This window comes from Inquilinus ginsengisoli (genome assembly GCF_050434925.1).
GTDB lineage: Bacteria > Pseudomonadota > Alphaproteobacteria > DSM-16000 > Inquilinaceae > Inquilinus > Inquilinus ginsengisoli_B.
The window spans coordinates 1,971,868-1,996,156 of sequence record NZ_JBNDJK010000001.1; the positions used below are offsets into that span (position 1 = coordinate 1,971,868).

Here is a 24,289-nt window from a genome sequence, read left to right on the forward strand (position 1 = left end):
GATGCGTTACAGCGATCTCATTCAGTTTGAGCCGATCGAATCGGTAATCCAGCTTTTGGACGCGAACCGTCCGGAGGAGGCCAAGAAGTTCGTCGGGACCTACGTCATCTCCGACGATATGGCCGAGCGGATCGGTAAGCAGATCATCCCGCAGCTGTCCTTCGACGAGTCGGTCGACCACAAGGGCGTGCTGATCGTCGGCAACTACGGAACCGGTAAATCACACTTGATGTCGGTGCTCTCGCTGGTGGCCGAGGACGCCGCCTACGCATCGATGATCCGCCATCCCAAGGTCGCAGAAGCCGCAGCGGCGATCGCCGGCAAGTTCAAAGTCCACCGCGTCGAGATCTCAAGCCAGATGTCGCTACGAGACATCGTCACGCAGGAACTGGAACACTTCCTCGAGAAGCACGGTGTCACCTTCAGCTTCCCGCAGGCCGACAAGGTGGTCAACAACAAGGCCGCTTTCGAGGGAATGATGGCCGCATTCGCCGAGGTTCACCCGAACGAGGGCATCTTGCTCGTCGTCGATGAGTTCCTGGACTATCTCCGGTCGCGCAGGGATCTTGAGCTGGTTTCGGATCTCTCGTTCCTGCGCGAAATCGGCGAAGTATCGAAGCATCTTCGCTTCCGTTTCGTCGCCGGCGTTCAGGAAGCGGTCTTCGACAGCAGCCGTTTCCAGCACGTGGCCGACAGCTTGCGTCGGGTGAAGGATCGCTTCACCCAGGTGCTGCTGGCGCGGCAGGACGTCAGCTTCGTGGTCGCCGAGAGGCTGCTCAAGAAGTCTGCCGATCAGCAGCATAGGATCCGGAGCTACCTCATACCGTTCGCCAAGTTCTATGACTCTATGAATGAGCGGATGGACGAATACGTCCGGCTCTTCCCGGTCCATCCCGACTATATCGGCACGTTCGAGCGCCTGGTCTTCACCGAAAAGCGCGGCGCACTAGTGACACTGCGGGACCAGATCCAGGCCATTCTCAATGATGAGGTGCCGACCGACCGGCCTGGCCTGATCGGCTATGACAAGTTCTGGGACACAGTGACATCGAACTCGGTGTTGCGCGCCGATCCGAACATCGGCCCGGTCCTAAAAGTGTCGGACGTCCTGGCCGAACGCGTGCAGAAGGCGTTCACGCGTCCGGCGTACCGGCCGATGGCGCTACGCATCATCAACGGGCTGTCTGTCCACCGGTTGACGACGGGCGGCGACATCTATGTGCCGATCGGCCCGACCGCGGAGGAACTGCGCGACGCGTTGTGCCTCTATCAGCCGGGTATCGAGGAAATGGGTGGCGAGCCCGCGACTGATCTTCTCTCGCTCGTGCAGACCGTCCTGCGCGAGACGATCAAGACCGTGAACGGTCAGTTCATTTCGAAGGCGCCGGATACCGAGCAATACTATCTCGACCTGAAGAAGGACGTCGATTATGACGCCCAGATCGAGAAGCGCGCCGAGGCCCTATCGGACGACGCGCTCGATCGCGCCTATTACGGCGCAATCCGACAGCTGATGGAGCAGACGGACGAGGCCGCCTACGTCACCGGCCACCAGATCTGGCAGTATCAAGTCGAGTGGCAGGACCGTCGTGTCGAGCGTAACGGCTACCTGTTCTTCGGCGCTCCGAACGACCGGCCGACGGCCCAGCCCGAGCGTGATTTCTACATCTACTTCATCCAACCGTTCGAGCCGCCGCGCTTCCGCGACGAGTCCAAACCTGACGAAGTATTCTTCCGGCTGAAGGGTCTAGACGACGCCATCAAGCGTCACCTGTCCTTCTATGCGGCCGCCCAGGATCTGGCTTCGACCGCCAGCGGCGGCGCCAAGTCCATTTACCTGGACAAAGCCAAGGACGCTTTGCGCGACATGAGCAAGTGGCTGCAAGAAAAGCAGATGAGCGCTTATGAGGTCACCTACCAGGGCAAGACCAAGACCCTGCAGGAATGGACCAAGGGGATCTCCTTGCGCGATAAAGCCCGTCTCGGGCCGGAGGAACGGATCAATTTCCGCGATGTCGTGAACGTCATCTCCGGCCTGGCGCTCAACAACCAGTTCGCCGATGTCTCGCGGGAGTATCCGACCTTCTCGGTGCTGGTGACCGAATCCAACCGCAAGCAGCTCGTGGGCAATGCGCTCAAGGCGCTGGCCGGCGGCACGCGGACCAAAGACGCGGTGGCCATCCTCGACGCCCTGGAGATGCTGGACGGCGATCGTATCGATACCTCCCGCTCGCGCTACGCCCAGGAAGTTCTGTCCCGTCTCAAGGCCAAGGGCCACGGCCAGGTCCTGAACCGCAGCGAGTTGCTGAGCGGCGCGACAGACGTGGAGTACTTTCATCCCACGAAGTTTCACCTGGAACCGGACCTGCTCGTCACCGTGCTGGGCGGGCTCATCTATTCCGGCGACATCGTTTTGGCGATCACGGGCGACAAGATCGACTCCGGCAAGGTCACGTTGCTCGCCGAGCGGCCGCTGGACGAGCTGAAGCAGTTCAAGCACGTCGAGGCGCCCAAGGAGATCAACGTCGCCGTCCTGCGCTCGCTGTTCGAACTCTTGGGGCTTTCGCCAGGGCTGGCGCAACTGGCGACCCAGGGTTCCGAGGAGCCCGTGAAGCAGCTGATCGAAGCTGTGAGCGGGCTGGTGAAGCGTGTGCTCCATGCCACCACGGACATGCAGAACCGGCTGAGCTTCTGGGGGCAGCCGCTGCTGCGCGAGGATGAGATCCGTGAGTGGCGCGGTCGCCTGGATGGCTTGAAGACTTTCACCGAGAGCCTGTCGCCCTACAACACGGTGGGTAAGCTCAAGAATCTCCGCATCGGCCCGGACGATATCGAGGCGCAGAAGAAGAACCTCGAGACACTCGTCGCCATCGAGCGGCTGTTGGACCTGGTCGCCGAACTGGGCGGCACCGCGGGCTACCTGTCGCAAGCCGAGATGGTGCTTTCAGCCGACCACCCGTGGGTGAAGCAAGCGGGGGCGGCGCGAAAAGAGGTCTTCGACAAGCTGTCGAAGGACCGGACCGCTCAGCACGGCGCCAAATATCGGCAGACGCTCGCCCAGCTGAAGAAGGATTACGTCACCGCCTATATCGGCCAGCACAGCGTGGCGCGCCTGGGTGTAGCCGAGGACAAGACGAAGGCGGCACTGCGGAAGGATCCGCGGCTCGTGGCGATGCGTGCGCTGGCCGGTATCTCGCTGATGCCGACCAGCCAGCTGACCAGCTTCGACGACAAGCTGGACAAGCTGAAGAGCTGTGCCTCTCTGGTGGAGTCGGAGCTTTCCGCCAGTTCGGTCTGCCCGCACTGCCAGTTCCGGCCTTCCAGCGAGCAGGGCGACCTGCTGCCCGCCGCCAACGTCCTCAGGCAGCTCGACAAGGAGCTCGACAAGCTTCTTGAAAACTGGGTGCAGACGCTGGTCGAGAACCTCGAAGACCCAATCATCCAGTCGAACCTAGAGCTCTTGAGGGCGTCATCGCGCGAGATCGTGACCGGCTTTGCGGAGAAGAAGACTCTTCCGGAGATCGTGACGCCCGAGTTCGTCGCTGCTGTTCAGGAAGCGCTGTCAGGCCTCGAGAGGATCAGCGTAACCGGCGAGGAGATCAGGACAGCCCTCCTTCAGGGCGGCTCACCGGCGACGCCGGACGACCTGCGCAGGCGCTTCGAGACATTCCTCAACGATCGCTGCAAGGGCCGGGAGATCAGCAAGCTCCGCTTCGTGGTGGATTGACGGCCGTGATCGCCCGCAGCCAAGATAATGAGACGAAGTCGATGAACGATCTCCTTCAAACACAAGCAAAACGAAACACTGGCTGTGTGGAATGCCTCGGTTTGTCGTTCCCGAGCGAAGAAGCGCGGAGGGAACATTTCCTGAAGCTGCTGGCAGAAAAGCTGAAAGACACGGCGTTCCGTTCGCAGGAAGGTTTCCCGTTGGGCACCGACGAGGCGATCCTGGCGATGTCGGATCCGCCGTATTACACGGCGTGCCCCAACCCTTGGCTGGCGGAGTTCGTCACCCACTATGGCAAGCCATACGATCCAGACAGAGGTTACTCGCGCGAGCCCATGGTCGTCGACGTGTCGGTTGGCAAGACCGACCCGCTCTATAAAGCGCATTCCTACCATACCAAGGTCCCGCACCTCGCGATCGTCCCGTCGATTCTGCATTACACCGATCCAGGCGACATCGTGCTCGATGGCTTTGCCGGATCAGGGATGACAGGCGTCGCCGCGCAATGGTGCGGCTCGGCGCCAGCCGCTTATCGCCACAAGCTGGAAAGCGAGTGGAAGCAGCAGGGTGTCCCGGCGCCAAAGTGGGGCACCCGGAGGGTGATCCTCAATGACCTGTCCCCTGCAGCAACATTCATCAGTGCCAATTATAGCCTGCCATTCGACGTCGACGCCTTTAGCAAGGCCGGAAAGCAACTTTTGAAAGAAGTCGAGCACGAAATCGGCTGGATGTATGAGACCTTGCACTCGGACGGCCGGACTAGGGGGAGAATAGAGTTTACCGTCTGGAGCGAAATCTTCACCTGCCCGGAATGCGCAGGCGAGATAAATTTCCTCGAGGAGGCGCTTGAGGACGATAGCAAGCGTGTTCGGGACGTTTTTCCATGCCCGCATTGTTGTGTTGAGCTCAACAAGGACCGATTGGAGCGGGCTTTTGAAACCCAAAACGACCCCGCAACGGGGACGCCTTGGCAGCGCGTGAAGTTCAGACCTGCGCTGATCTCCTACCTGGTCGGCAAGTACCGGTACGAGAAGCAGCCGGACGATGCGGATCTGGCGACTATCGCCCAAATCCAGGCGATGTCTCTGCCGCCAACGCTCCCGACGAAGCGCTTTCCGATCGAGGACATGTATCATGGCTCTCGGATTGCGCCGAAGGGAATCACTAATGTCCATCATTTCTTCCTCCCACGAGCGGCCCAAGCGATGGGGCTGTTGTGGGCTAAGGCCAAAGCGGATCCAGATCCGCGACTTCGCGCATTCCTGATCTTCATGGTCGAACAAGCGATTTGGGGTTTTTCAGTACTAAACCGCTACAGCCCATCTCACTTTTCGCAGGTGAATCGCGCACTGAACGGCGTTTATTACGTCGCGTCGCAGCATGCGGAGTGCAGCCCTCGGTACAATCTCGGCGGAAAACTGGACCGTCTCACCAAGGCCTTCCAAGGCTATCGGGTTAGGTCCTCGAATGCCGTGGTCAACACGGGAACTGCAGCGCGTCTCCCGCTATCTGATGCGAGCGTCGATTACGTGTTCACCGACCCGCCCTTCGGCGAGAACATCTATTATGCGGACCTCAATTTCCTTGTCGAAGCTTGGCATGGCGTGACGACCGATGCCCAACCTGAGGCAATCATTGACCGTTTCAAAAGGAAGGCCCTGCCCGAGTACCAGCACCTGATGCAGCGTTGCTTTGCCGAATACCATCGCGTTTTGAAGCCCGGCCGCTGGATGACGGTTGTGTTCTCGAACAGCAAGGCATCCGTTTGGAATGCAATCCAGGTTGCGCTTCAACAGGCCGGGTTTGTGGTTGCCGAGGTGAGCGCGCTCGACAAGGTCCAGGGAAGCTATCGGCAGGTTACCTCGACTACTGCCGTCAAGCAGGACCTCGTCATCTCGGTCTACAAGCCGAATGGCGGCCTGGAACAACGGCTCGCCGAGCGCGGCGCGGCGCCGGAGTCCGCGTGGGACTTCGTGCAGACGCATCTCCGCCAGCTTCCCGTATCAAAGTCGAAGAATGGCGTCCTTGAAATCGTGGTCGAACGCGATCCTCGCCGCATCTACGACCGGATGGTCGCATGGTTCGTTCGCCACGACTTCCCGGTTCCGCTTTCGACCGAGGAGTTTCTGGAGGGCCTTCGCAGTCGCTTCCCCGAGCAGCGCGACGGGATGGTTTTCCTGCCCGAGCAGGTTGCCGAGTATGATCGCAAGCGTGCACAAGCTGCACAGGCCCCGCAGATGGAGTTGTTTGTGTCCGACGAGCGTTCGGCCATCGACTGGCTGACGGACTTTCTGCGCAAACGGCCATCGACCTACCAGGAGGTCCATCCGGAGTTCACCACTCAGCTTGGTGCCGGTTGGAAAAAGCATGAGGAGAAGCCCGAGCTCTCCGCGCTGTTGGAGGACAACTTCCTGCGCTACGACGGCAACGGCAACGTGCCGAGCCAGATTCACAGCTACCTGTCCACCAATTTCAAAGATCTCCGTGGTCTGGAGAAGGACGCCCCGCGGTTGAAGGCAAAGGCGAAGGACCGCTGGTTTTTGCCGGATCCCAGCAAGGCCAAGGACCTGGAGCAGAAGCGCGAACGGTCGCTGCTGAAGGAGTTCGAAGCCTATCGGACGGCACCCGTGCGGCGGTTGAAGGAATTCCGGCTCGAGGCTCTGCGCGCAGGCTTCAAAACGGCGTGGGCGGCGAAGGATTACAAGACGATCATCGCCGTCGCCCAAAGGATCCCCGAGGAGGCGCTCCAGGAGGACGAGAAGCTATTGCTTTGGTACGACCAGGCGCTTACTCGCATGGAGGTTGATGCGTGACGCATGGGGGGGGCGTGCAAAACGTCGGCGACTGGTGTTGGCATGAGCGTCATGCCGCGCCGTGCCGCGTGGTCGAACGACAGGATGTGTGGGGCGAGACTGCCTACCGCGTCTGGCTTCCGGCCAAGGACGCTGTCGTTCGCGCCCGCGCCCGCGATTTGCGCGCGCTGGACTCGGTCCAGCCGACCGTAGATCACATTCTGCATACGGCGGCGACGGCCAAGCTGCTCGACGCGCTGGAGGACAAGCTCCTTCTGGCGCCGATTCAATCGAGCGTCATTCCGCTGCCCCACCAGCTCTACGCCCTGAACCGGGCGATGAGCCGCGACCGGATCCGCTATCTGCTGGCGGACGAGGTCGGGCTAGGCAAGACGATCGAGGCCGGGCTCATCCTGCGCGAGCTCAAACTGCGCGGCATGGCCCGCCGCGTGCTGGTCGTCGCGCCGAAGGGGCTGGTGCGTCAGTGGCAGGCGGAGATGCGGCTGCACTTCGGCGAGACGCTGCAATTCATCGAGCCGGCAGAGCTGTCGGCGTTCCGTCAGTGGCGGAATAATGAGGAAAACCTCTGGCGTCTGCATGACCAGGTGATTTGCTCGCTGGATTCGGTGAAGCCGCTGGAAGGTCGTCGCGGTTGGAGCCTGGAACAGCTCAGTACTTACAACCGCGAGCGGTTCGAGGATCTGGTCACGGCGTCATGGGACCTAGTCATCATCGACGAGGCGCACCGCATGGGCGGCAGCACCGAGCAGGTCGCCCGCTACAAGTTGGGCGCGGCGCTCGCGGAGGCCACGCCCTATCTGCTGCTGCTGTCCGCCACCCCGCACCAGGGCAAAACCGACCAGTTCATGCGGTTGATGCAGCTCGTGGACCGAGATTCCTTCCCCGACGAGAGCAGCGTCAACCGCGATCGCGTCCGTTCGTTCGTGATCCGCACGGAAAAGCGCACAGCGATCGATGCGGAAGGGCAACCGCTCTTCAAGCCGCGCATGACGCGACTGCACGCCGTCGCCTGGCAGGATCGCCACGCGGCGCAGCAGCGCCTCTATGAGGCGGTCACCGACTATGTGCGCCATGGCTATAACCAGGCCGTGGCGGCCAAGCAGCGCCACGTCGGCTTTCTGATGATCTTGATGCAGCGGCTGGTGACGTCGAGCACGGCGTCGATCCGCACGACGCTCGAGAAGCGCCAGGCTCTGCTCGATCAGCCGCAGCTTCAGCCGTCGCTGTTCGACGCGCCCGACGTCGAGGAATGGGCCGAACTCGACGGCCAGGCCCAGGCGGATATCGCCTTGCAGGCGAAGGGCTGGGAGATGGAGAAGGCCGAGGTCGACACGCTGCTGGAGCTCGCGCGTGCGACCGAAGCGCAAGGCACCGACGCTAAGGCCGAGGCTCTCCTGGAGCTGATCTACAAGTTGCAGCAGGAAGAGAGCGACGCAACGCTGAAGCTGCTGGTGTTCACCGAATTCGTGCCGACGCAGGCGATGCTGGCAGAATTCCTGGAAAGCCGCGGCTTCTCCGTCGCCACTCTGAACGGCGGCATGGACCTGGATGCGCGCACAAAGGCGCAGCAAGCCTTCGCGCGCGACGTGCGCATCATGGTCTCGACGGACGCGGGCGGCGAGGGGCTAAACCTCCAATTCTGTCACGTGATCGTCAACTTCGACATGCCGTGGAATCCCATGCGCGTCGAACAGCGCATCGGCCGCGTCGACCGTATCGGCCAGCCACACGTCGTCCGCGCGTTCAACTTCGTGCTCGAAGACACCGTCGAGCACCGCGTCCGGGAGGTTCTGGAGACCAAGCTCGCTGTGATCGCCGAGGAGTTTGGCGTCGACAAGGCGGCGGATGTGATGGACTCGGTCGAGACCGAACCGCTGTTCGACGAGCTGTTCGTCCAGGGACTCCAGAACCCGGACGCGATCGAGCAGGAATGCGATGCGGTCGTCTCACAGCTTCGATCAACGCTCGCGGAAGGCCGGAAGAGCAGCGATCTGATCGCCGACGCCCATGAGTTGGATGCCGGCGACGCCCGGAAGTGGCGCGATCACCCCGCCCAGTTCTGGCTGGAACGGTCAATCACCACGGGATTGCCCTCGCGCGGCGGCGCGGCCGTGAAGGATGGCGCGGCCTGGCGCGTGCGCTGGGTCGACGGCAGCGAATCCGCCCGGGTCTGCTTCGATTCGCGCACGGCCGTGGAGCATCCCGAACTCGAATGGATCACGTTGGAAGATCCACGCGCCCGCGCCGTCATCCGTGAGCTCCCGCGCTGCGTCGCGGGGCAACCGCTCCCGTTGGTTCGGATCGGCGGACTGCCCGATACAGTCAATGGCGTCTGGTCGCTCTGGGAGATCAACCTCTCGGCGGAGGGTTTCAGGCGTAGGCGGTTTCTGAGCGTCTTCGTCACCGATGACGGCCGGACCTTCATGCCGACCGCCAAGCGGATCTGGGACCTACTACTGACCGAACAGATCGATCTCGCGGCCGCTCCGCTAGTTGATAGCTCCGCCCGCAGGTTCGAGGCGTCCCATGACGCAGCGCGCGCACAGGGGGAACGGCAGTTCTCCGACATGGTGGAAGAACACAATACGCGCCTCCGCGAAGAGCGGGAGAGAGCGCGATATGCTTATGAAGCCCGCCACCAAGCGATCGGTCGCATCGGTCTTCCGACAGTGCGCGAGCATCGGCGCAAGCGGCTGCTGGCGGAGCACGAGACCCGCATGGCGATGCTAGACATCGCCGAGGCCTACACGCCGGACTTGAACGCGGTGCTGATGCTCCGGATCGGCCGGGAAAAGGCGGCTACGTCATGAGCCGTTGGATTGAGCGCATAGTGAAGGAGTTTCCCTCGGAACTTTCGCGGTTATGGATCGTGCACGACCCCAACGACGTCCTCCTCGACGAGCAGATCCTCGCGAGCCTGCGCGGTCGCGGCTTCGAAGTGCTGCCGTTCGAGGATTCGGTGGCATTCCGGACGGACTATGAGGAGCGGTATCGCGCGGCCTGGGATCGTGGCGAGTCCGGTCCGTCCGAGGCGTTGGTGCTTCATCTGCGCAATGGCGTCGTCGACGAGCTGCCATGGGACTACCTACGCGAGGGCCGGCGGATCAGCCTGAGCCTCGCAGACCTCTTTCCGAAGCTCAGCTATGGCGTCGTGCGCCAGATCGGAACGGAGCACCTCGAGGTGCTGTTCGATGCCCAGTCGAAGCATGCAGCCCAGACGCTCGGAGATGCAGGGACGAAGGATTTCATCCTCACCCACATCTTCGGCGTCAGTCCGTACCTGATTTCGCGGCCCGAGGCTCTCTGGCGCGAGCTGCTGCGCCTGCATCTCAGCGACAGGGTGTTGCCGCCGGTTCTGGCAATCCACGTCGCGAGCGTTCTCGAGGGGCAAGGCGCCTTCACGGACTTGTTGCTCGACAAGCTGTTTTCGTCGAAGGTCTATTTCCTCCGGGTGGTGCAGGACGCCTGGGAGCAATTTCTGGCTCCGAACGGCGTGAAGGGCTCGCGAGCGGTCGATTCCGCCCGAAGCGATCGCGAAGCCGCGCCGGAGATCCCCTTCGTACACCCCGACGTCAGGGGCCTGGTCGACTCGATGTTCCTCGACGGCACGCTTCATCCGGTGGCGATCGAGGGACGGCCGCTGAATATGCCGGATTGGGCGAAGGTCGGTATCGTTGAGGACCCTGGCGCCCTGGCGAAACTCGTTGCGGAAGGTGCCTCGCGTCTCGCCGGTTCATTGCCAGGCGCCGACGCTTCCCATCGCGATTGGGCCCAACTGTCGCGCCGTCTTGGCGAGGTGATCTCACGCTTCCACAGTCTGGCGCCGGCTCAGGCCGAGCCCATAGCTGACAAGGTGCTCGACCTACAGAAGGCGGCCGACGAGCGCTTTCGCGAATGGATGACTGCCCACTATGCGGACTTGCCGTCCCTTCCTGCGGCCAAGGGACCGGTGATGGTGCATCACGTGCCGCGCTTCCTTTCGCTTCGCCGCGACGCCGGAGAAGCCCGCGTGGCCTTGCTCGTGTTCGATGGCTTGGCGATGAACCAATGGGTCCAGATCCGGGAGTGCCTGACGCAGCAGGCGCCTGAACTGGCTTTCGAGGAGAATGCCTGCTTCGCCTGGGCGCCGACTCTCACGTCGGTTTCGCGCCAGGCGTTGTTTTCGGGGCTGAAGCCCCGCGAATTCGCCAACTCGATCGAAACGACAGCGCAGGAGCCGACGCTCTGGTCGCGGTTCTGGCAGGATCACGGGCTGCGCGCGAACGAGGTGCTCTATCGGAAGGGCATCAAGCGGACGGAGCAGCTCACAGAGATCGAGACGGCGATCGCAGACCCGAGGATCAAGGCGGCAGGGATCGTTGTCGATACTGTCGACGAGATCGTGCATGGAGCGGTCCTTGGAAAGCGCGGCATCGCAAGCCAGATCGCGTCCTGGTGCGAGTCGGGTTTCGTCGAGCGTCTGCTCGGCATGCTCCTCGTCCAGGACTTTCACATCTACCTGACCGCGGACCACGGCAACGTCGATGCCGTCGGCATCGGTCGGCTCAATCAGGGCGTCGCAACCGAGCACCGCGGCGAGCGTGTGCGAACCTACCGGAACGAAACCCTGGCCGCGTCAACGCCTGGGGACATCGCTGCATTCCGTCTTGATATCGCCGGTCTGCCGGCAGACTTCTTGCCGCTATTCGCCAGCGGTCGGGGCGCTTTCGTTCAGAAAGGGGAACCGATCGTCGCCCACGGAGGCATCTCCGTCGAGGAGCTCGTTGTTCCGTTCCTCAAGGTAACCCATGCGAGTTCGAGTAAATGAGTTCGGCAGCCGCACAGATCGGATTTGATCGCTTCATCCAGCTCGATTGGGCGGCTGCCGCGCTTCGCGTTCGCGCCGGCACATCGGACGTCGAGCAGCTGACAGAATTGATCGACGCAGCCCATTCGGGTGAGGCGGCAAAGAAAAAGACCCGCACCGTGCTCAACCGCTTATGGCTGGAGCCCAGGCTCGACCTCGTGGACTTCGCCGATCGCGGCGTTCGCATCTACCGGAATTTCCCGGGCACCCCGATTTCCGTGCTGACCTGGGGCATGGCCATCACGACCTATCCATTCTTTGGGAAGGTCGCGGAGATTGTCGGGCGCCTCACGTCGCTGCAGGGAGATTGCGCGTCCGCCGAAGTCCAAAGGCGCATGGCCGAGATCTACGGCGAGCGTGAGGGCACCCGCCGCATGACGAACATGGTGCTCCAGTCTCAGGCAAACTGGGGAGCGATCGATCGCACAATGAACGGCAAACGCTTGGCGCGAATGCCTAAAATAAAGGTGAGCGAACCCAAGCTCATCGCTTGGCTTGTCGAGGCGTGCGTCCGATATTCGAAGCGTTCACTATCCGTCACGACACTCGATTCTTATCCGCTTATCTTTCCTTTCGAAATGGGGAAGCCGCTTTCCTACGTATTGTCGAGTTCTCGCGCTGTCGAACTTCGAGCAGACGGCGTAAGCAGTCAGGTTGTCGACGTTAAGAGGAGGGTGTGAGTCTCCTTCGACAACCGCCCGCCATGTCGCAGGGGATTGCTGACCTCGATGCCTGGGATAAAAGCCTGGCGCGACGGCACCCGAGGTGGCACGGGGCGCCCGGAGCCCCGAGCCAGCTGTTCCGCTCGCGCAAGCTGTAAATCGGCATGGGTCTGGACGCCGATCGGCGCGGTAAGTGTCTGATTTTGCGCGATACTGAGGGGTCCCGGCCTGGCACCTATTTACAGCCGGCGAGAGCCGGCTCCGATCATCCCGCGCGATTGTGGACGGTCAATCGCCCTTCCGGAAGCTTCGAAGCCTCCGCTTTGGGGAGCCGAGAGCGACGGCCGGTTTCGGGTCACCCTCGTCGGGCCGGGCTCGCCGGGAAGGCCCGGATCCGGCCGATTCGGCCAGCGTCCGGTTTCGGACCGCCGGTACGCTGACCGCTAATGGCGCGCCTCGGCGGGCCAAACCAGCCAAAATTCAGTGAGACGGCCGGTTCGGGAAAACATCCGATGTAAAATCGCGGACAATAGTGCCCCCCTGAGGGGTGGTTTTCGCGTCCAATCGTGACCCCCTTTTGACGTTGCGTGTCAGTGTCCTCTCCTTTGGCCTTTGATGGCCGGGAAGGGCGTTTGGGGGATGATTGGCGTGGACCTGATCGGCCAGATACGTCGCGCCTATTTTGAGCAGCGCCGGCCGATCAAGGAGATCGTGCGGACGCTGTCGGTGTCGCGGGCGACGGTGCGCAAAGTCATCCGCGGTCAGGAGACCGAGTTCAAGTACGCGCGTGGCGTGCAGCCGACGCCGAAGCTCGGCGAGTGGATCGCGGTTCTGACGGAGATCCTGGAGACGGAAGCGACGCTGCCGAAGCGGGAGCGGCGCTCGACCCAGCGGCTGTTCGAGGAGTTGCGCGGGCGCGGTTATGACGGCGCCCATGACAGCGTGCACCGCTTCGTTAAGGCTTGGCTGGAGGAACGGGCGCGGGTTCCGGCCCAGGCGTATGTGCCGATGAGCTTCGCGCCCGGCGAGGCGTACCAGTTCGACTGGAGCCACGAGACGATCACGCTGCAGGGTCTGCCGCTGACGATCAAGGCGGCGCATATGAAGCTGTCGCACAGCCGGATGCCGTTCGTGCGCGCCTACTTCCGGGAGACCCAGGAGCTGGTGTTCGATGCGCATGACAAGGCGTTCGTCTTCTATGGCGGAGTCTGCCGGCGCGGCATCTACGACAACATGAAGACGGCGGTGGAGGCGATCTTCGTCGGCAAGGCGCGCCAGTACAACCAGCGTTTTCTGCGGATGTGCTCGCATCACCTGATCGAACCCGTGGCCTGCACGCCGGCATCCGGCTGGGAGAAGGGGCAAGTGGAGAACCAGGTCGGCAATCTGCGCGATCAGATGTTCCGCCCCAAGCCGCGGGTGAAGAGCCTGGCCGAGTTGAATGCCTGGCTGGAAGATCAGTGCATTGCCTACGCCAAGCGCATCAAGCATCCGGAGTTCAAGGAGCGGTCGATCTGGGAGGTGTTCCAGGAGGAACGGGCGAGCCTGATCGCGCTGCGCGGGCCGTTCGACGGCTTCGTCGAGAAGGCCGTGCGCGCCACGACCACTTGCCTGATCATGGCCGATCACAATCGTTACAGCGTCGACGCGCGGGCCGCCGGCCGGATGGTGCTGGTGCGCTCCCACGCCGAGCGCATCGTCGTTCTGTTCGACGACGCGGTGGTGGCCATCCGCACCCGGGCCAGGGGGCGCTTCTTCAATCTGGTCAATCTGGTCAATCAGCTCGAGCAGGAGAAAGCCGCGGGCCGCAGCGGCCGCCTCGCCGAGAACCTGCTGCGCTACGATCTCATCGTCATCGACGAACTCGGTTACCTGCCGTTCAGCCAGCCCGGCGGCCAGTTGCTGTTCCATCTGATCAGCAAGCTCTACGAAAACACCTCGCTGCTGATCACCACCAATCTCGCCTTCGCCGATTGGCCCCAGATCTTCGGCGACGCCAAGATGACCACCGCCATGCTCGATCGCCTGACCCACCACTGCGACATCATCGAAACCGGCAATACCAGCTGGCGATTCAAAAACCGCAGCTGACAAAACCCTCCCCCAGACCCCCACCCGGGCTTACCCACGTGGGCGCACAGGTTCCTCCCACGGCCGTCACCGCCAGCGCTGCGGAACGCGCGGCGCCGGCCGCGGGGCCCTCCTATGCACTACATGGATAAGCCCAAATCCAAGCCCCTCAGTGGGGTCGTGATTGGAAGCGAAATGGGGGTCGCGGTTGGATGCGAATTGACAAACATCCGATATGCAAACGCTGGAGTGGCGGCCGCCCTGGCGCGGTCACGCCAGACCGGATTAGGCCGCATCGGGAGGGGAATGGTCAATGTCCTCGGCTCGCGATTATGACTCCAGACCGTTAGGAGCGGTGACCGCGTGTCAGTCGACCGAAAAGGACTCACTGTCCCGGCGTCGGACAGTTCTAAAACCTCCGGCCACCCTACAGCGCCATGCCCTAGGCCTGAATACGCACACGCTGGCGCAGGCGTTCGTAAAGCTGCACCTCCGCTTCATGGGCGATCTCGACCACAACGGCAAAAGCCTGTCGACCAATGTCCGCAGCCCAGCCACCAGCGCACCGCACGACGAGATGATAGGTGTCGCCATATCGACTGATGTCGCGCGAGAAACTAGCGGTCGCGGTCTGAAGGCTCGATTTCTCCCTCAGCGTCGGGCTGGGGTCGAGTGAACAGTTGAAGCGGCCTTCCATCTCCGGGAAGTGGTCTTCCTCGGCTGAACGTCGACGGAAATGCTCGAATATGAGTTCAGGGTTACAGCCGCGGATCAATCGGAAGCCTATCGTTACCCCAGCATAGTCTCGCCGACTGTGTCGGACGGGTGGATCATACGCCAGACTGACGCGGATCGTGCGCCGCCCTCGCTCCGTCTGGAATACCTCGGGAATGGGGATCTGATAGACCGCAAAGTGATCGATCGGCAGCTCATCTTCGGCGTACAGCACGACCCGCGCATCGTCGGAGAAGGCAGCACGCTCCACATCGACCTGGCCGTGGCCACAGATTGCCCCGCTCGCCTTCCGGTCCGAGCAGTTGCAGCTTTGCGCGCGCGGCCGGGGGCACGCTGGCGCTGCCGGCGAGCAGCGCCCGGACGAGGTTCGCTGACGAACCCGGGAAGCGGGCGAGTATTTGGCTCGCCTTGAATGCCACGAGCGGCGCCGAATAGGAAGTGCCGGACCTTCCGGCGAACAGCCGATCAACGAATATATTGTGAAGCGAGACGACGCCGGCTTCGGGCAAATCTTCGCCGCCGCGCAGGCGCGCGACGATAGGGTCATAAATCAGCGTGCCACCGACATCGACTAGATCAGGCTTGATCGCGCCACGAAGGCCAGGACCAGCCCTCGAAAATGGCGACGGTTCGAGACCAGCCGTGATCGCCCGCACGCCCACATTGTCAGCGCTGCGCGGGCCAACCCCATCGCCATGCGCCAAAGAACCCACGGTAACGACGTTCATCGCCCCCGCAGGCTCGCAGAGTCGGTTCGTCGGCTCAAGAAGGTAACCCGGATATTCCGTCACCGCCTGCTCAATGCGGTTGCCGGTCCGAGGGGCTCTATTGCCCGCGGCCACGATGACGACGATATCCAGCTCGCTCACGATTTCATCGAGCGTAGCCGCCCAGGGTCCTACCTTACCGCCGTCGAAGACTCTTTTCCGGTCGCCAAGGGCAATGACGAAGATCCGGCATCCGAAATCTTGATTCAGTCGCGTGATCGCCTCGCGCATTTGGCCCGGCGTTAGGCGGCTGTCGGGAAAGTTGCCCGTGCGGTCGAGTACTTTTGCCGAGCACAGCCGAGCACCACGATTGAGAGTGCCTCGCGCAAGCTGGCCGCGCAGGTCACCAAAGGCTGCAATTCCAGCGACAAATGTGCCATGCCCGTATTCGTCCGCCGTGCCAAGTGTCTCAGGCACGCCGATGGCGCCGAAAAGAATGTCCTCAATCAACGGGTGTTCGTTCACGCCGCTGTCAATGATGCCAATCAATGGCGCGTCATCATCGACTTCGCCGAGCGGCGGCAGTTCGGCCAACTCTAGATCGACGAATTCGCCAGTCGCTGTGTCCGGAACCGCTGGCAGATCGATTTCTGCGATTTCATCGATCCCAAGGAGGGTCTGTATAACCGCACCATCGCAGCGGATGCGAATCAGTGAAATAGAAGGACCAATATAACGGTCCAACTCCTCGCCGCCGCGCGCATCGACGTAGGTAGCGATGTCGTCGACTTTCCGGATCCGCAGGTCGCGACGGCCAAGATCCCATAGCTCGATATCGATGACGTAGCTGATGCCTCCTTGGAAGTTCTCGGGCTCAGTAAGTCCCTCTTCGCGTGCCCGAATGCCGATCCGATCGCGCGGCTCAATTGCAGTGATCGCCTCGATGCCGCCGATGAAGGCCGCATACGATGGGCTCTGCTGACCTATGGGCGTGCCGCGGCTATAGGCGGCCAGGCGCTGGCGGAAGGCCACCATGTCATCTGTCGAGGCGAACAGTACCAGCGTGCGATCCTCGTCGCTCGACAGCACAGTGAGACCTAGGCGGTCCCAGTCGTCCTCGAGCAATGCACCTGTCATTTGGACCCGAAGAATCAGTGACGGGTCAACGAACTCGGGGTGCCGTCGGCGCTGCTGGGTTTCGATAGCCCGGTTCAATTCAGACCCAATGCGCCGGCTGTGTCCGGCGGGGTCGCGTTGGGGCGGTGCACCGCCACCGCGGCTCTTGCGCCGTTCGAAGCTCTCGGGCAGCCGCAGAAGCTGCAAGTGCTCGTAACGAGCCATGCAGGAGTGACTAGGTCGGCTGGGTCAGGCGGGCGCTGCCATGCTTGCGGCGACGCTCATCGGCGATTGCCTCGCGCAAATCGCTCTCCCTGACCTCTTTGCGCTTGTTGATGACAGCGGCCTTGATGGCCTGCACGCTGACTCGGTCAATCTCGGCATATGAATAACCGTCTAACTCTGCCACGTGACTGGTCGGATCAACAGCGATCGCGACATTCTTGAATTTCATCCGTAGGAAGCGCTCGATCATCCGGCGGTCAGGACGGTCGAACCAAATAACTTCGTCGAACCGGCGCCATACAGCTGTGTCCAGCGCCTTGTCTAGATTGGTCGCTGCAATCAAGAAGCCCTTAGGCGTAATCCGATCAATGAAAATAAGCAGACTGTTGACCACGCGCCGCAGCTCGTTGTGTTCGCCTCCATCGTCGCGTGCACGCGCCAGCGCATCGAACTCGTCAAAAAACAGCACGCACGGTTGCTTGCGCGCAAACTCGAATATCTTTCGGACATTTGCTGCCGTCTCGCCCAAGTAGGATGAGATCAACCGATCCAGCTTGACGATATAGAGTGGCAGCCCCAGTTCCGCCGCAAATATCTCGGCACAGAGAGTCTTACCGCAGCCGGGCGGCCCACAAAATAGCAACTTTGAGCGAACTGACAGCCCGCGGCGTCGAACTTCGTCTGCCCGACGAAATTCCTTCATCAGGCCGAGGAGCACGCGGACATTTTCCGCGCTGAGGACGATATCCTGCTTGTTGTGAGTGGGCTCGACAAGCTCGATGAAATCGCCAGCCGCTTCTGGGAAGGGAATGAGCGGTGCAAGCGCCTTGGGGCGGGGTGGACGTGAGGGACCGGCTTCAAGTGTCTTACGAAGCGAACGAGCAAGTACGCGGTTATTCTTCTTCTCTTCTTCGTCTATGATCAGCTCGGCAACCGCCCGGAACTCATCGTCCCGACCGTAACTTGCCAGCAGTTTCTTCATCAACTCGCCGCGCGCCATAATCCGCCTGCAATTCTCATGGGCCGCTGAATCATAGCCGCATCCGGACAAATTCACCATGTGTTCGTCGATGCGGGTTTCGCCATCGTTAGGGCTGCCCCGATGCGCAGAGATCGCCTTCTTCCGGGAGGATGGCGCAACGGGTCGGACTGTTTGGCTAGGCCAAATAGAGTCGGTCTTCCCAGTTATGAGCCAAGCCTGTAGAGTAGGACCAATAGGGTATACTCAAAAGAACCAAGCGGGTCCGAGCCAATCGGACGTGACTGTGCCGCGGCGTGATTCGTTATCCGAGAACCTGGTCGCGTAGTCGGCCAGGGCTGTGGTGAGCAACTGCAGCTGGTTGGCGATGAACCCGACAAGCGGCTCCAGGGCTGCGCCGGCATTAGCCCAACGGGCTGCGGTCGGCCACGCGCTTACGATCCTGGACCGCCCGCCGCAGCGCCTCTAGCAGCTGCTCGCTACGGCGCACCAGCGTCTCGGCGTCCTGCTTGGCGGCCTCTATGATCTGGGGCAGCTGAACGGCCAGCTCCGGCCGTTGGCGCGCCAGTCCCGAGGTGAAGTCGCGGGACTTCAGCTCGGCCAGGTCGCTCTTCCCGGCCTCCTTGGCGAGATCGACCAGCTTTTCCGCCACACGGGCGAACCGCGCGAGCGCGTCGGCAGTCCCGAGGCCGGACACAATCACGTCCTTGGGCTGCGGCGACGCGCCTTCCTCGAACGCCAGGCCACGCACCTCCGGGACGACCAGCGTGGCGCCGGCCGGCGGCGGCCGGTCGCCTGCGAGATGCGGATTGGCCCGCAGCAGGGCGTCTTCGGCCTGTTGCTGACGCTCGGCGGAGCGACCCACGGCGTAGAGGCTCTTGGCGAGGCCTGCGAGGGTCTTCTGCTTCCGAACGGTAGCGATGCGGATCGGCATGACAGGCTCCTCTAGGCTTGCACGTTCAGCGCCGCCCAAGGCGGGAGCAGCGAATTGTTGTTCAGCATTATACGGCCCGAGGTGATGTTTCCGGTCACAGTCCCAAGCGCGCGCCGATCGCCGACGAAGAGGCAGAGGAGAGCCATCGAGTCCAGTTCCCCAGGGCCGCGCACCATGTTGTTCGCGACAGCGATGCGGCTCGCAGCCAGCTGAACGCTCGGCTGGCCCTCCGGGGCGGTGCGGCGGCACTGGTTGGCGGTGAAGGTGAGGGCGGACATGTCCTTTTCCACCTCGGCGAATACGCTCACCAGCGGTAGCTGGCTGAACTGGTGGCCATCGCGGATCAGATTGCCCTCGATCCGGATCTGCGCCTCGGAGCTGCGGGCGAAGTTAGAGACGCCCCGCTGCGACAGATGCATCACGCGCTCGCCGATCGCGAGGTAGCCTGGATAGCCGCCCGCGCCCACGAGCTCCTTCCCGCCGAAGTCCGCGGCCAGGACGATGCCGCCCCACGCGGTGTTGTCGCTCTGACCCTCTTCGATGCCGATCAGACGGTTGGAGGTGACGCCCAGGGTTATGATCGGCGCCTCCAGGCGGATCGCCCAGACAGGCTTGTCCGTGTCGCCTGGCCCCACCTCGCCGACAGTGTTGTCGGAGATGTCGAGCAGCATCGCCCCGCGCACCTGCAGCCCGGCGTAGTAGGTGATGCCCTCGGCGTCGAGGCCGATGCCGATGCCGCGAATGGTGTTGCCGATCACCTTGCCGTCGACGATCGCGGAGAGGTGCACGCCGATGGCCGGCGCATCACCGACCATGCCGCCGACCCGCTCGATGATGTTGTTGTCGAACGCCAGGGACGCGACGATGGCGTCGGGGCTCATCCGGACGCCGCCGGCCCCACAGTCGCGGATCAGGTTCTGCTTGATGATCAGCGTCGCCATGCGGGACTCGATGCTAATCCCGGCGCCGCGGGTGTTGCCCATCCGGTTGCCGACGATCTGGGCGTCTCCGACGAACTTGCGGATGAACCCATCCACCAGCCGGACCATGGCCGCCTGAGGATCGGCCTCGCCCTCTTCGACGGCGGCGATCTCATTGTCCGTCAGGTGGAGATTGGGCGCGCCGCTGACCACGCCATCCCCGGCGGCGCCGACCAGGATTGTGTTGCTCTCCACGGCGACGCCGCCGCGCGTCCAGGTTCGCGCGGGGTCGCGGAACACGGCGCCGAATTCACCTTCGTCTCCCCCGGGAGCGCCCGTCCCGGTCAGCAGAAGGCCGACCTCGAAGGCTCCGATGGCGTTGAAGTTGATCCGGGTGTTCGCCAAGTGCATCACTAGGCCGTCGAGGGCGATCCCCCGGAAGGCAGCTATCTCATTGTTCTGGATCCGGATCTCTCCCAGGGCGCAGTAGCCGTTGCGCTCCGGGTCGGCCAAGGCGCCGATCCCCGTGTGGACGAGGATGCGGTTATCCGCGATGAGGATGTCTTCCTGATTGCCGTCCAGCGCGACGCCGTACGCCAACTCGATCGCCCGCGGGATGATCAAGCTCGTGGTGCGCGAGAGGCCAACGTTTCGACAGTTGCGCAGGTGGAAACAGGCGGGTGGCTCGATCGCACCTTCGCCGGTGGTGCCTACGAAGACGCCGAGATCGTCGATCTCGATGTCCTCGCAATCGATTACCCGGACGGCCGCGCCGGCGCCGCCATAGGCAAGGACGGTACCCGACCCGTGGCCGGTCAGGTGGACCGAGCGCCGCCTTTCGATCACGACCGGTTCACCGCCCAGCGTGAAGGTCCCCAGACCCAGGCAGATGGTCCCGCCTTCCTCCGGGAGCTCAGCGATTGCGTCCTGGATGGTCAAGGTTCCGTTGTTGTGCTGCTCGGCGGTGACGCAGACGGTGCAGGCGCAGTCGTCGCCCTCGACGAACTCCGGCGGCCAGAAGGTGCGGCAGTCGACGACCGTGCTGGGGAAGGTGACCATCGCCAGGCGGGCGTAATGGTGGTGGACGCCTTTCGGCGGCGCATTGGTCAGGGGCTCGATGGAGGCGTCCGCGGTGCGGGCGGCGAAGCACCAGTAGTCCATCGGCTTGGCCTGGCCGGCCGCCGGAGCCAGCGAGAAGATGACGGTGATTCCAGCTTCCAGAACCACGGCCTGGCCGGCCGGCGGCACTGGGATCAGCCCGTCGGAGGCCGCGTCGTCGAGGTCCACCCAGTCCGTGCTGTCGGCGAGCTGCACCAGGCCATGCTGGTCCCAGCGGATCACGCGCGTGTGGCGGGTCGTCGTGCTGTCGGCTCCGCCCCCGGGGATCAGGTCGGCGCTGAGCCCGGCTTCGAGGCGCAGCTCGTAGGCGTCCTCGTCCACCTCGATCCTTCGGACGTCGCCGGGAAGGCCGGCGAGCTCGCGCCGGTCGTCGGTCACCTCGACCCAGTCGCCAGTCCGGAACCGCAGGACGGAGTCACGGCCGATGCGGCGAACCTGCAGCCGGTCGCCGCCGGTGATCGTCTCGACCGTGGCGCCGACCGAGGCGTTCTCGCGAGACCATTTGAATCGGGCGTTCGCCAAGCCGCCGCCGGTGTGGATCTCCACGCGGTAGAGCTGGTTCTCCAGCCCCCGATAGCCGCCTCCGGGGGGGATCAAGCAAGGCTCGTCCGGATCCTCGAACTCGATGGTGGCGTTGGTCAGCCGGGCGGCCGAGGGCGCGACGAGTGCGTCCCAGGCGGCCAGGTCGGCGCCGCAGGTGGCGCCTGCGCCGACGTTGGCGAGCACGCGAACCTGCCAGACGGTCTGCCGGCGGGTGGCGGTGTCGATGCCGGCCAGGGCCGGCTCAAGCAGGCGCGGATCCTGGAGCGGCGTGACCTCTCGGTTCCAGACGTCAAGGTAGACGAGGTGCGGTCCCGCCGTTTGCGGCAGGGCCGGCGGGACCGGCAGATAGGGCTGGGTGGCATAGTTGATGAAGTCGCCGGCCGCTCCGCTGATCAGCTCGTCGAGCACGCCTGTGGCGACGCCGTTGGTGAGCCGCGTGCGGTCGAACACCGGCGGGGCGCCCGGGCCGATCCGGCCGTGGTTTTCGGCCAACAGGCCGTCCACGTACATCCGCCCTCGGCCGACCGTCAGCTGCGGACCGGCTTCCGCCTGGATCTCGAACCCGGTCGGCGTCTCCACCGGCACGACCGCGCGGCCAATGATGTCGACGGTCTCGGTCCTGAACCGCCGTTCGACGATCGAGACGAACTCGTTCCAATCGGCGTCCAGGGTCGGGTGCCCCTGCTGCATGAATACGCCGGAGAAGTCGCGGAGAGCATCGAAGCTCTTTCGGCTGTAGTCGCCGCTCATGGTTTCGCCCTTCCTCGATCAGGTTTCGAAGAACGACCCGGCTTCAAGGGAGAAGCGCAGGTATTCCTCGAGGCGGATTCGCAGGTTGATCTCGCGCTGGGGCGCGTAGTTGAGATGGAAGCCGCCCATCTCCGACTCATCGTCGGCACCGGTGAGGATCTCGGACGGCGCGCTGGCGCGGTTCTGGGCGTAGGCGGGGCGGCCGAACCTTCGCGAGGTGAAGGACGGGACGATCCGCCGGACCTGGCGATTGATGATGGCCGCGCGCTCCGGGTTCGGAACCGGCCCGCCGAGCTCGGCTTCGCGGGTGGCCAGCGCCTCGTCGATGGCCAACTGCGGCTGGCAACGGAAGCGGCGCGGGACGCGGGAGCCGTTTGGCACGAAGGAGAAGCGCATGCAGCCGACCTGCCGGCGTTCGGCATGCACCGGCGCCGCCCAGCCGTCGCCGGCGACAGTCCGGGCGATCAACAGACTGTTGGAGACCAGGTCGAAGCGTTCGGCGGCCAGCTTGCCGAAGACGGTGACCTGCTCAAGGGTCAAGGGGCCGCCAAAGCCTGCGCCGCCAGGTGCGGAATAAGCCACCCCTGACGCGCTGTCGTAGGCTGTGGCCGCCGCCGCATCGATGATCCCGTCCCGCATGGTCACCGTAGCTTCAGGCGCGATCTGCAGGGGGCCAAGGATGCTGCGCGAAATCTCGACTTCGACGCCGGGCAGTTCGACGATGATGGAAGGCTGGCCCGACTGGGCGGGTGCCCCGGCGGCGTCAAGGGTCCGGCCAGGAACAAGAGTGGCGTGACGGACGAAGAGCCGGGAGAGCGCGTTGCCGCCGCCGGCCGGGACGCGGATGGCACCCACTGAGATCAGCAGGCCGTCGACGGTGACGGCCGCCTCGGCGCCGCCGCTGACGGTGAGGTCGCCGGCAAGCACCAGGTGCGGGAAGCACTCGTCGGCGGCCCGCAGCTCGATCGCCGCCGCGGCGCCGGCGTTGATGGCGAGGGCCTCGGCGTAGCGGCCGTTGTCGCCGATCTCGACGATGCCGCCGGTCGCCGGCAGGGCGTCCAGCGCGTCCTGGATGGTGGCGTGATCGGCGGGCACCCGGAGCAATGGGCGTTCGGCCGTCGCGGCGGCGAACGCCCAGGCTCGCTCGTACTCGCCGCCGCCGATCTCGGCGCTGAAGCCCTGATGATAGCTGACGGTGACCTCGCCCTGACGGTCGGGCGGCAGGGCGATCCGACCGAGCTCAGGGTCGATGGCGATGCGCTCGCCCGCGGCCGGCATGTTGGCCCAGCCGCTGCCTTCGTCGCTGAGATTGCAGGACTCCATCTCGGCGGCGCTGAGCAGCGCCCCGTCCAGCAGGACGCGAAGGCTCTGCAGGGCGCCGGCCTTGTTGGGGCCGTAGAGATCGGCAGGTCCTGGCAAACCGTCCGGCGTCAGCAGGTCGGCGTGCAGCACGCGGCGGCTGATCGGGCCCGGCACGTTCAGAGGCGTGGCGAGTTGGGTGATCATGGCTTCGACCGTCGGGTTGGTGAACATCGGCAGGGGCGCGCCCAGCGGGCTGAACAGATGGCGGGCGGCGTCGAGCTGAGTAGCGGGCGCGGGTTGGGCCGCGCCGCGCGGCTGCGCTTCGAGGCGCCACAGGTGAATGCCGATGTTGGGGAGGTTGTAGCGCCCGTCGGCCCGGCCGATGGCGCGGACGTCGGCAGTGCGGGTGAACGGATCGAAGGCCGTGCCCAGGCTCTCCAGCCCTCGCCAGTCGCGAAGGTCGGGCGCGAAATGGTGCTGTGGCCGGATGTGGTTCATCCGCTGAGTCGTGGCGGTGAGCAGGAAGTACTCGACCACGCGGGCCGGCCAGCCGGTGACGTCGCGCGCCAACTGCTCCAGCACCGAGGCCGTGCCCAGCCGGCGGCGATAGCCGATGGTGTTGGCGACCTCGGCCCTGGGACTGGCGATCTGGGCGGTGACGCCATGCAGCGGCCGGTAGCCGATCAGGGCGCCGATGTAGGGCGCGACCCAGTCGCTGCAGGTCTCGATGAACTGGTCGTCGTAGAGCTGCTCGATGTTCTCTTCGACCACCGCCGCCTGTTCGGCGATGACGCCCACCAGCTCGCGCAGCGGATAGCCCTCGGCGGCGTCGCGCACCCGG

The 24,289-nt window shown here is 63.7% G+C and carries 12 protein-coding genes and 1 pseudogene; 7 read left to right on the forward strand and 6 right to left on the reverse strand.

Translation table 11 applies throughout. The annotated features are described in order from the left end of the window. Window position 1: 1 nt before the first annotated feature. The 7 genes and pseudogenes from QFZ27_RS09430 (at window position 2) to QFZ27_RS09460 (ending at window position 14,139) form a co-directional block, all read left to right on the forward strand. Window positions 2-3,727, forward strand: a complete 3,726-nt coding sequence (locus QFZ27_RS09430) for a DUF6079 family protein (RefSeq protein WP_429225960.1) — start codon at window positions 2-4, stop codon at window positions 3,725-3,727. A gap of 5 nt (window positions 3,728-3,732) precedes the next feature. Next, the gene (locus QFZ27_RS09435) at window positions 3,733-6,540 is read left to right on the forward strand and encodes a DNA methyltransferase (RefSeq protein ID WP_429225962.1); all 2,808 of its coding nucleotides are present in this window, start codon (window positions 3,733-3,735) and stop codon (window positions 6,538-6,540) included. Window positions 6,541-6,554: 14 nt separating this feature from the next. Further along, complete coding sequence (locus QFZ27_RS09440; RefSeq protein ID WP_429225964.1) at window positions 6,555-9,350, forward strand: DEAD/DEAH box helicase; 2,796 nt, start codon at window positions 6,555-6,557, stop codon at window positions 9,348-9,350. Beyond that, window positions 9,347-11,347 (forward strand): BREX-3 system phosphatase PglZ, encoded by a 2,001-nt coding sequence (pglZ, locus tag QFZ27_RS09445; protein ID WP_429225966.1) that lies wholly within the window; start codon window positions 9,347-9,349, stop codon window positions 11,345-11,347. Before QFZ27_RS09440 ends, pglZ begins: the two co-directional genes overlap by 4 nt. Beyond that, entirely contained in the window at window positions 11,344-12,066 is a 723-nt protein-coding gene (locus QFZ27_RS09450; protein WP_429225968.1) for a hypothetical protein, read from the forward strand. The genes pglZ and QFZ27_RS09450 overlap by 4 nt, the downstream gene beginning before the upstream one ends. A 621-nt stretch (window positions 12,067-12,687) precedes the next feature. Next, window positions 12,688-13,593: pseudogene (gene istA, locus QFZ27_RS09455) on the forward strand (IS21 family transposase); the annotation flags it as partial. Next, a complete protein-coding gene (locus tag QFZ27_RS09460; protein WP_429232436.1) occupies window positions 13,570-14,139 on the forward strand; it encodes an ATP-binding protein in 570 nt (189 codons plus the stop codon). The pseudogene istA and the gene QFZ27_RS09460, both read left to right, overlap by 24 nt. 421 nt (window positions 14,140-14,560) lie before the next feature. Here QFZ27_RS09460 and QFZ27_RS09465 read toward each other — a convergent pair whose 3' ends face one another. From QFZ27_RS09465 to QFZ27_RS09490, 6 genes are all read right to left on the reverse strand, one after another. Further along, window positions 14,561-15,067, reverse strand: a complete 507-nt coding sequence (locus tag QFZ27_RS09465; protein ID WP_429225970.1) for a hypothetical protein — start codon at window positions 15,065-15,067, stop codon at window positions 14,561-14,563. Continuing rightward, window positions 15,048-16,901 carry a S8 family peptidase gene (locus QFZ27_RS09470; RefSeq protein WP_429225971.1) on the reverse strand — a complete coding sequence of 618 codons (1,854 nt, stop codon included), beginning with the start codon at window positions 16,899-16,901 and terminating at the stop codon, window positions 15,048-15,050. Before QFZ27_RS09470 ends, QFZ27_RS09465 begins: the two co-directional genes overlap by 20 nt. 10 nt (window positions 16,902-16,911) lie before the next feature. After that, window positions 16,912-17,883 carry an AAA family ATPase gene (locus tag QFZ27_RS09475; protein WP_429225973.1) on the reverse strand — a complete coding sequence of 324 codons (972 nt, stop codon included), beginning with the start codon at window positions 17,881-17,883 and terminating at the stop codon, window positions 16,912-16,914. A 400-nt stretch (window positions 17,884-18,283) separates the two neighbouring features. Continuing rightward, window positions 18,284-18,814 (reverse strand): hypothetical protein, encoded by a 531-nt coding sequence (locus tag QFZ27_RS09480; RefSeq protein ID WP_429225975.1) that lies wholly within the window; start codon window positions 18,812-18,814, stop codon window positions 18,284-18,286. An 11-nt stretch (window positions 18,815-18,825) separates the two neighbouring features. Next, on the reverse strand, window positions 18,826-22,146 hold the full coding sequence (locus tag QFZ27_RS09485) for a DUF6519 domain-containing protein (protein ID WP_429225977.1): 3,321 nt from the start codon (window positions 22,144-22,146) through the stop codon (window positions 18,826-18,828). Between the two features lie 18 nt (window positions 22,147-22,164). Beyond that, on the reverse strand, window positions 22,165-24,285 hold the full coding sequence (locus QFZ27_RS09490) for a hypothetical protein (protein WP_429225979.1): 2,121 nt from the start codon (window positions 24,283-24,285) through the stop codon (window positions 22,165-22,167). Between the last annotated feature and the right edge of the window lie 4 nt (window positions 24,286-24,289).

What these genes read in the sequence shown, in the direction of transcription:
- QFZ27_RS09475 (WP_429225973.1), bottom strand. Translation starts at nt 17,883, where the DNA reads ATGAAGAAACTGCTGGCAAGTTACGGTCGGGACGATGAGTTCCGGGCG.
- QFZ27_RS09430 (WP_429225960.1), top strand. Translation starts at nt 2, where the DNA reads ATGCGTTACAGCGATCTCATTCAGTTTGAGCCGATCGAATCGGTAATC.
- QFZ27_RS09480 (WP_429225975.1), bottom strand. Translation starts at nt 18,814, where the DNA reads ATGCCGATCCGCATCGCTACCGTTCGGAAGCAGAAGACCCTCGCAGGC.
- QFZ27_RS09485 (WP_429225977.1), bottom strand. Translation starts at nt 22,146, where the DNA reads ATGAGCGGCGACTACAGCCGAAAGAGCTTCGATGCTCTCCGCGACTTC.
- QFZ27_RS09470 (WP_429225971.1), bottom strand. Translation starts at nt 16,901, where the DNA reads ATGGCTCGTTACGAGCACTTGCAGCTTCTGCGGCTGCCCGAGAGCTTC.
- QFZ27_RS09450 (WP_429225968.1), top strand. Translation starts at nt 11,344, where the DNA reads ATGAGTTCGGCAGCCGCACAGATCGGATTTGATCGCTTCATCCAGCTC.
- pglZ (WP_429225966.1), top strand. Translation starts at nt 9,347, where the DNA reads ATGAGCCGTTGGATTGAGCGCATAGTGAAGGAGTTTCCCTCGGAACTT.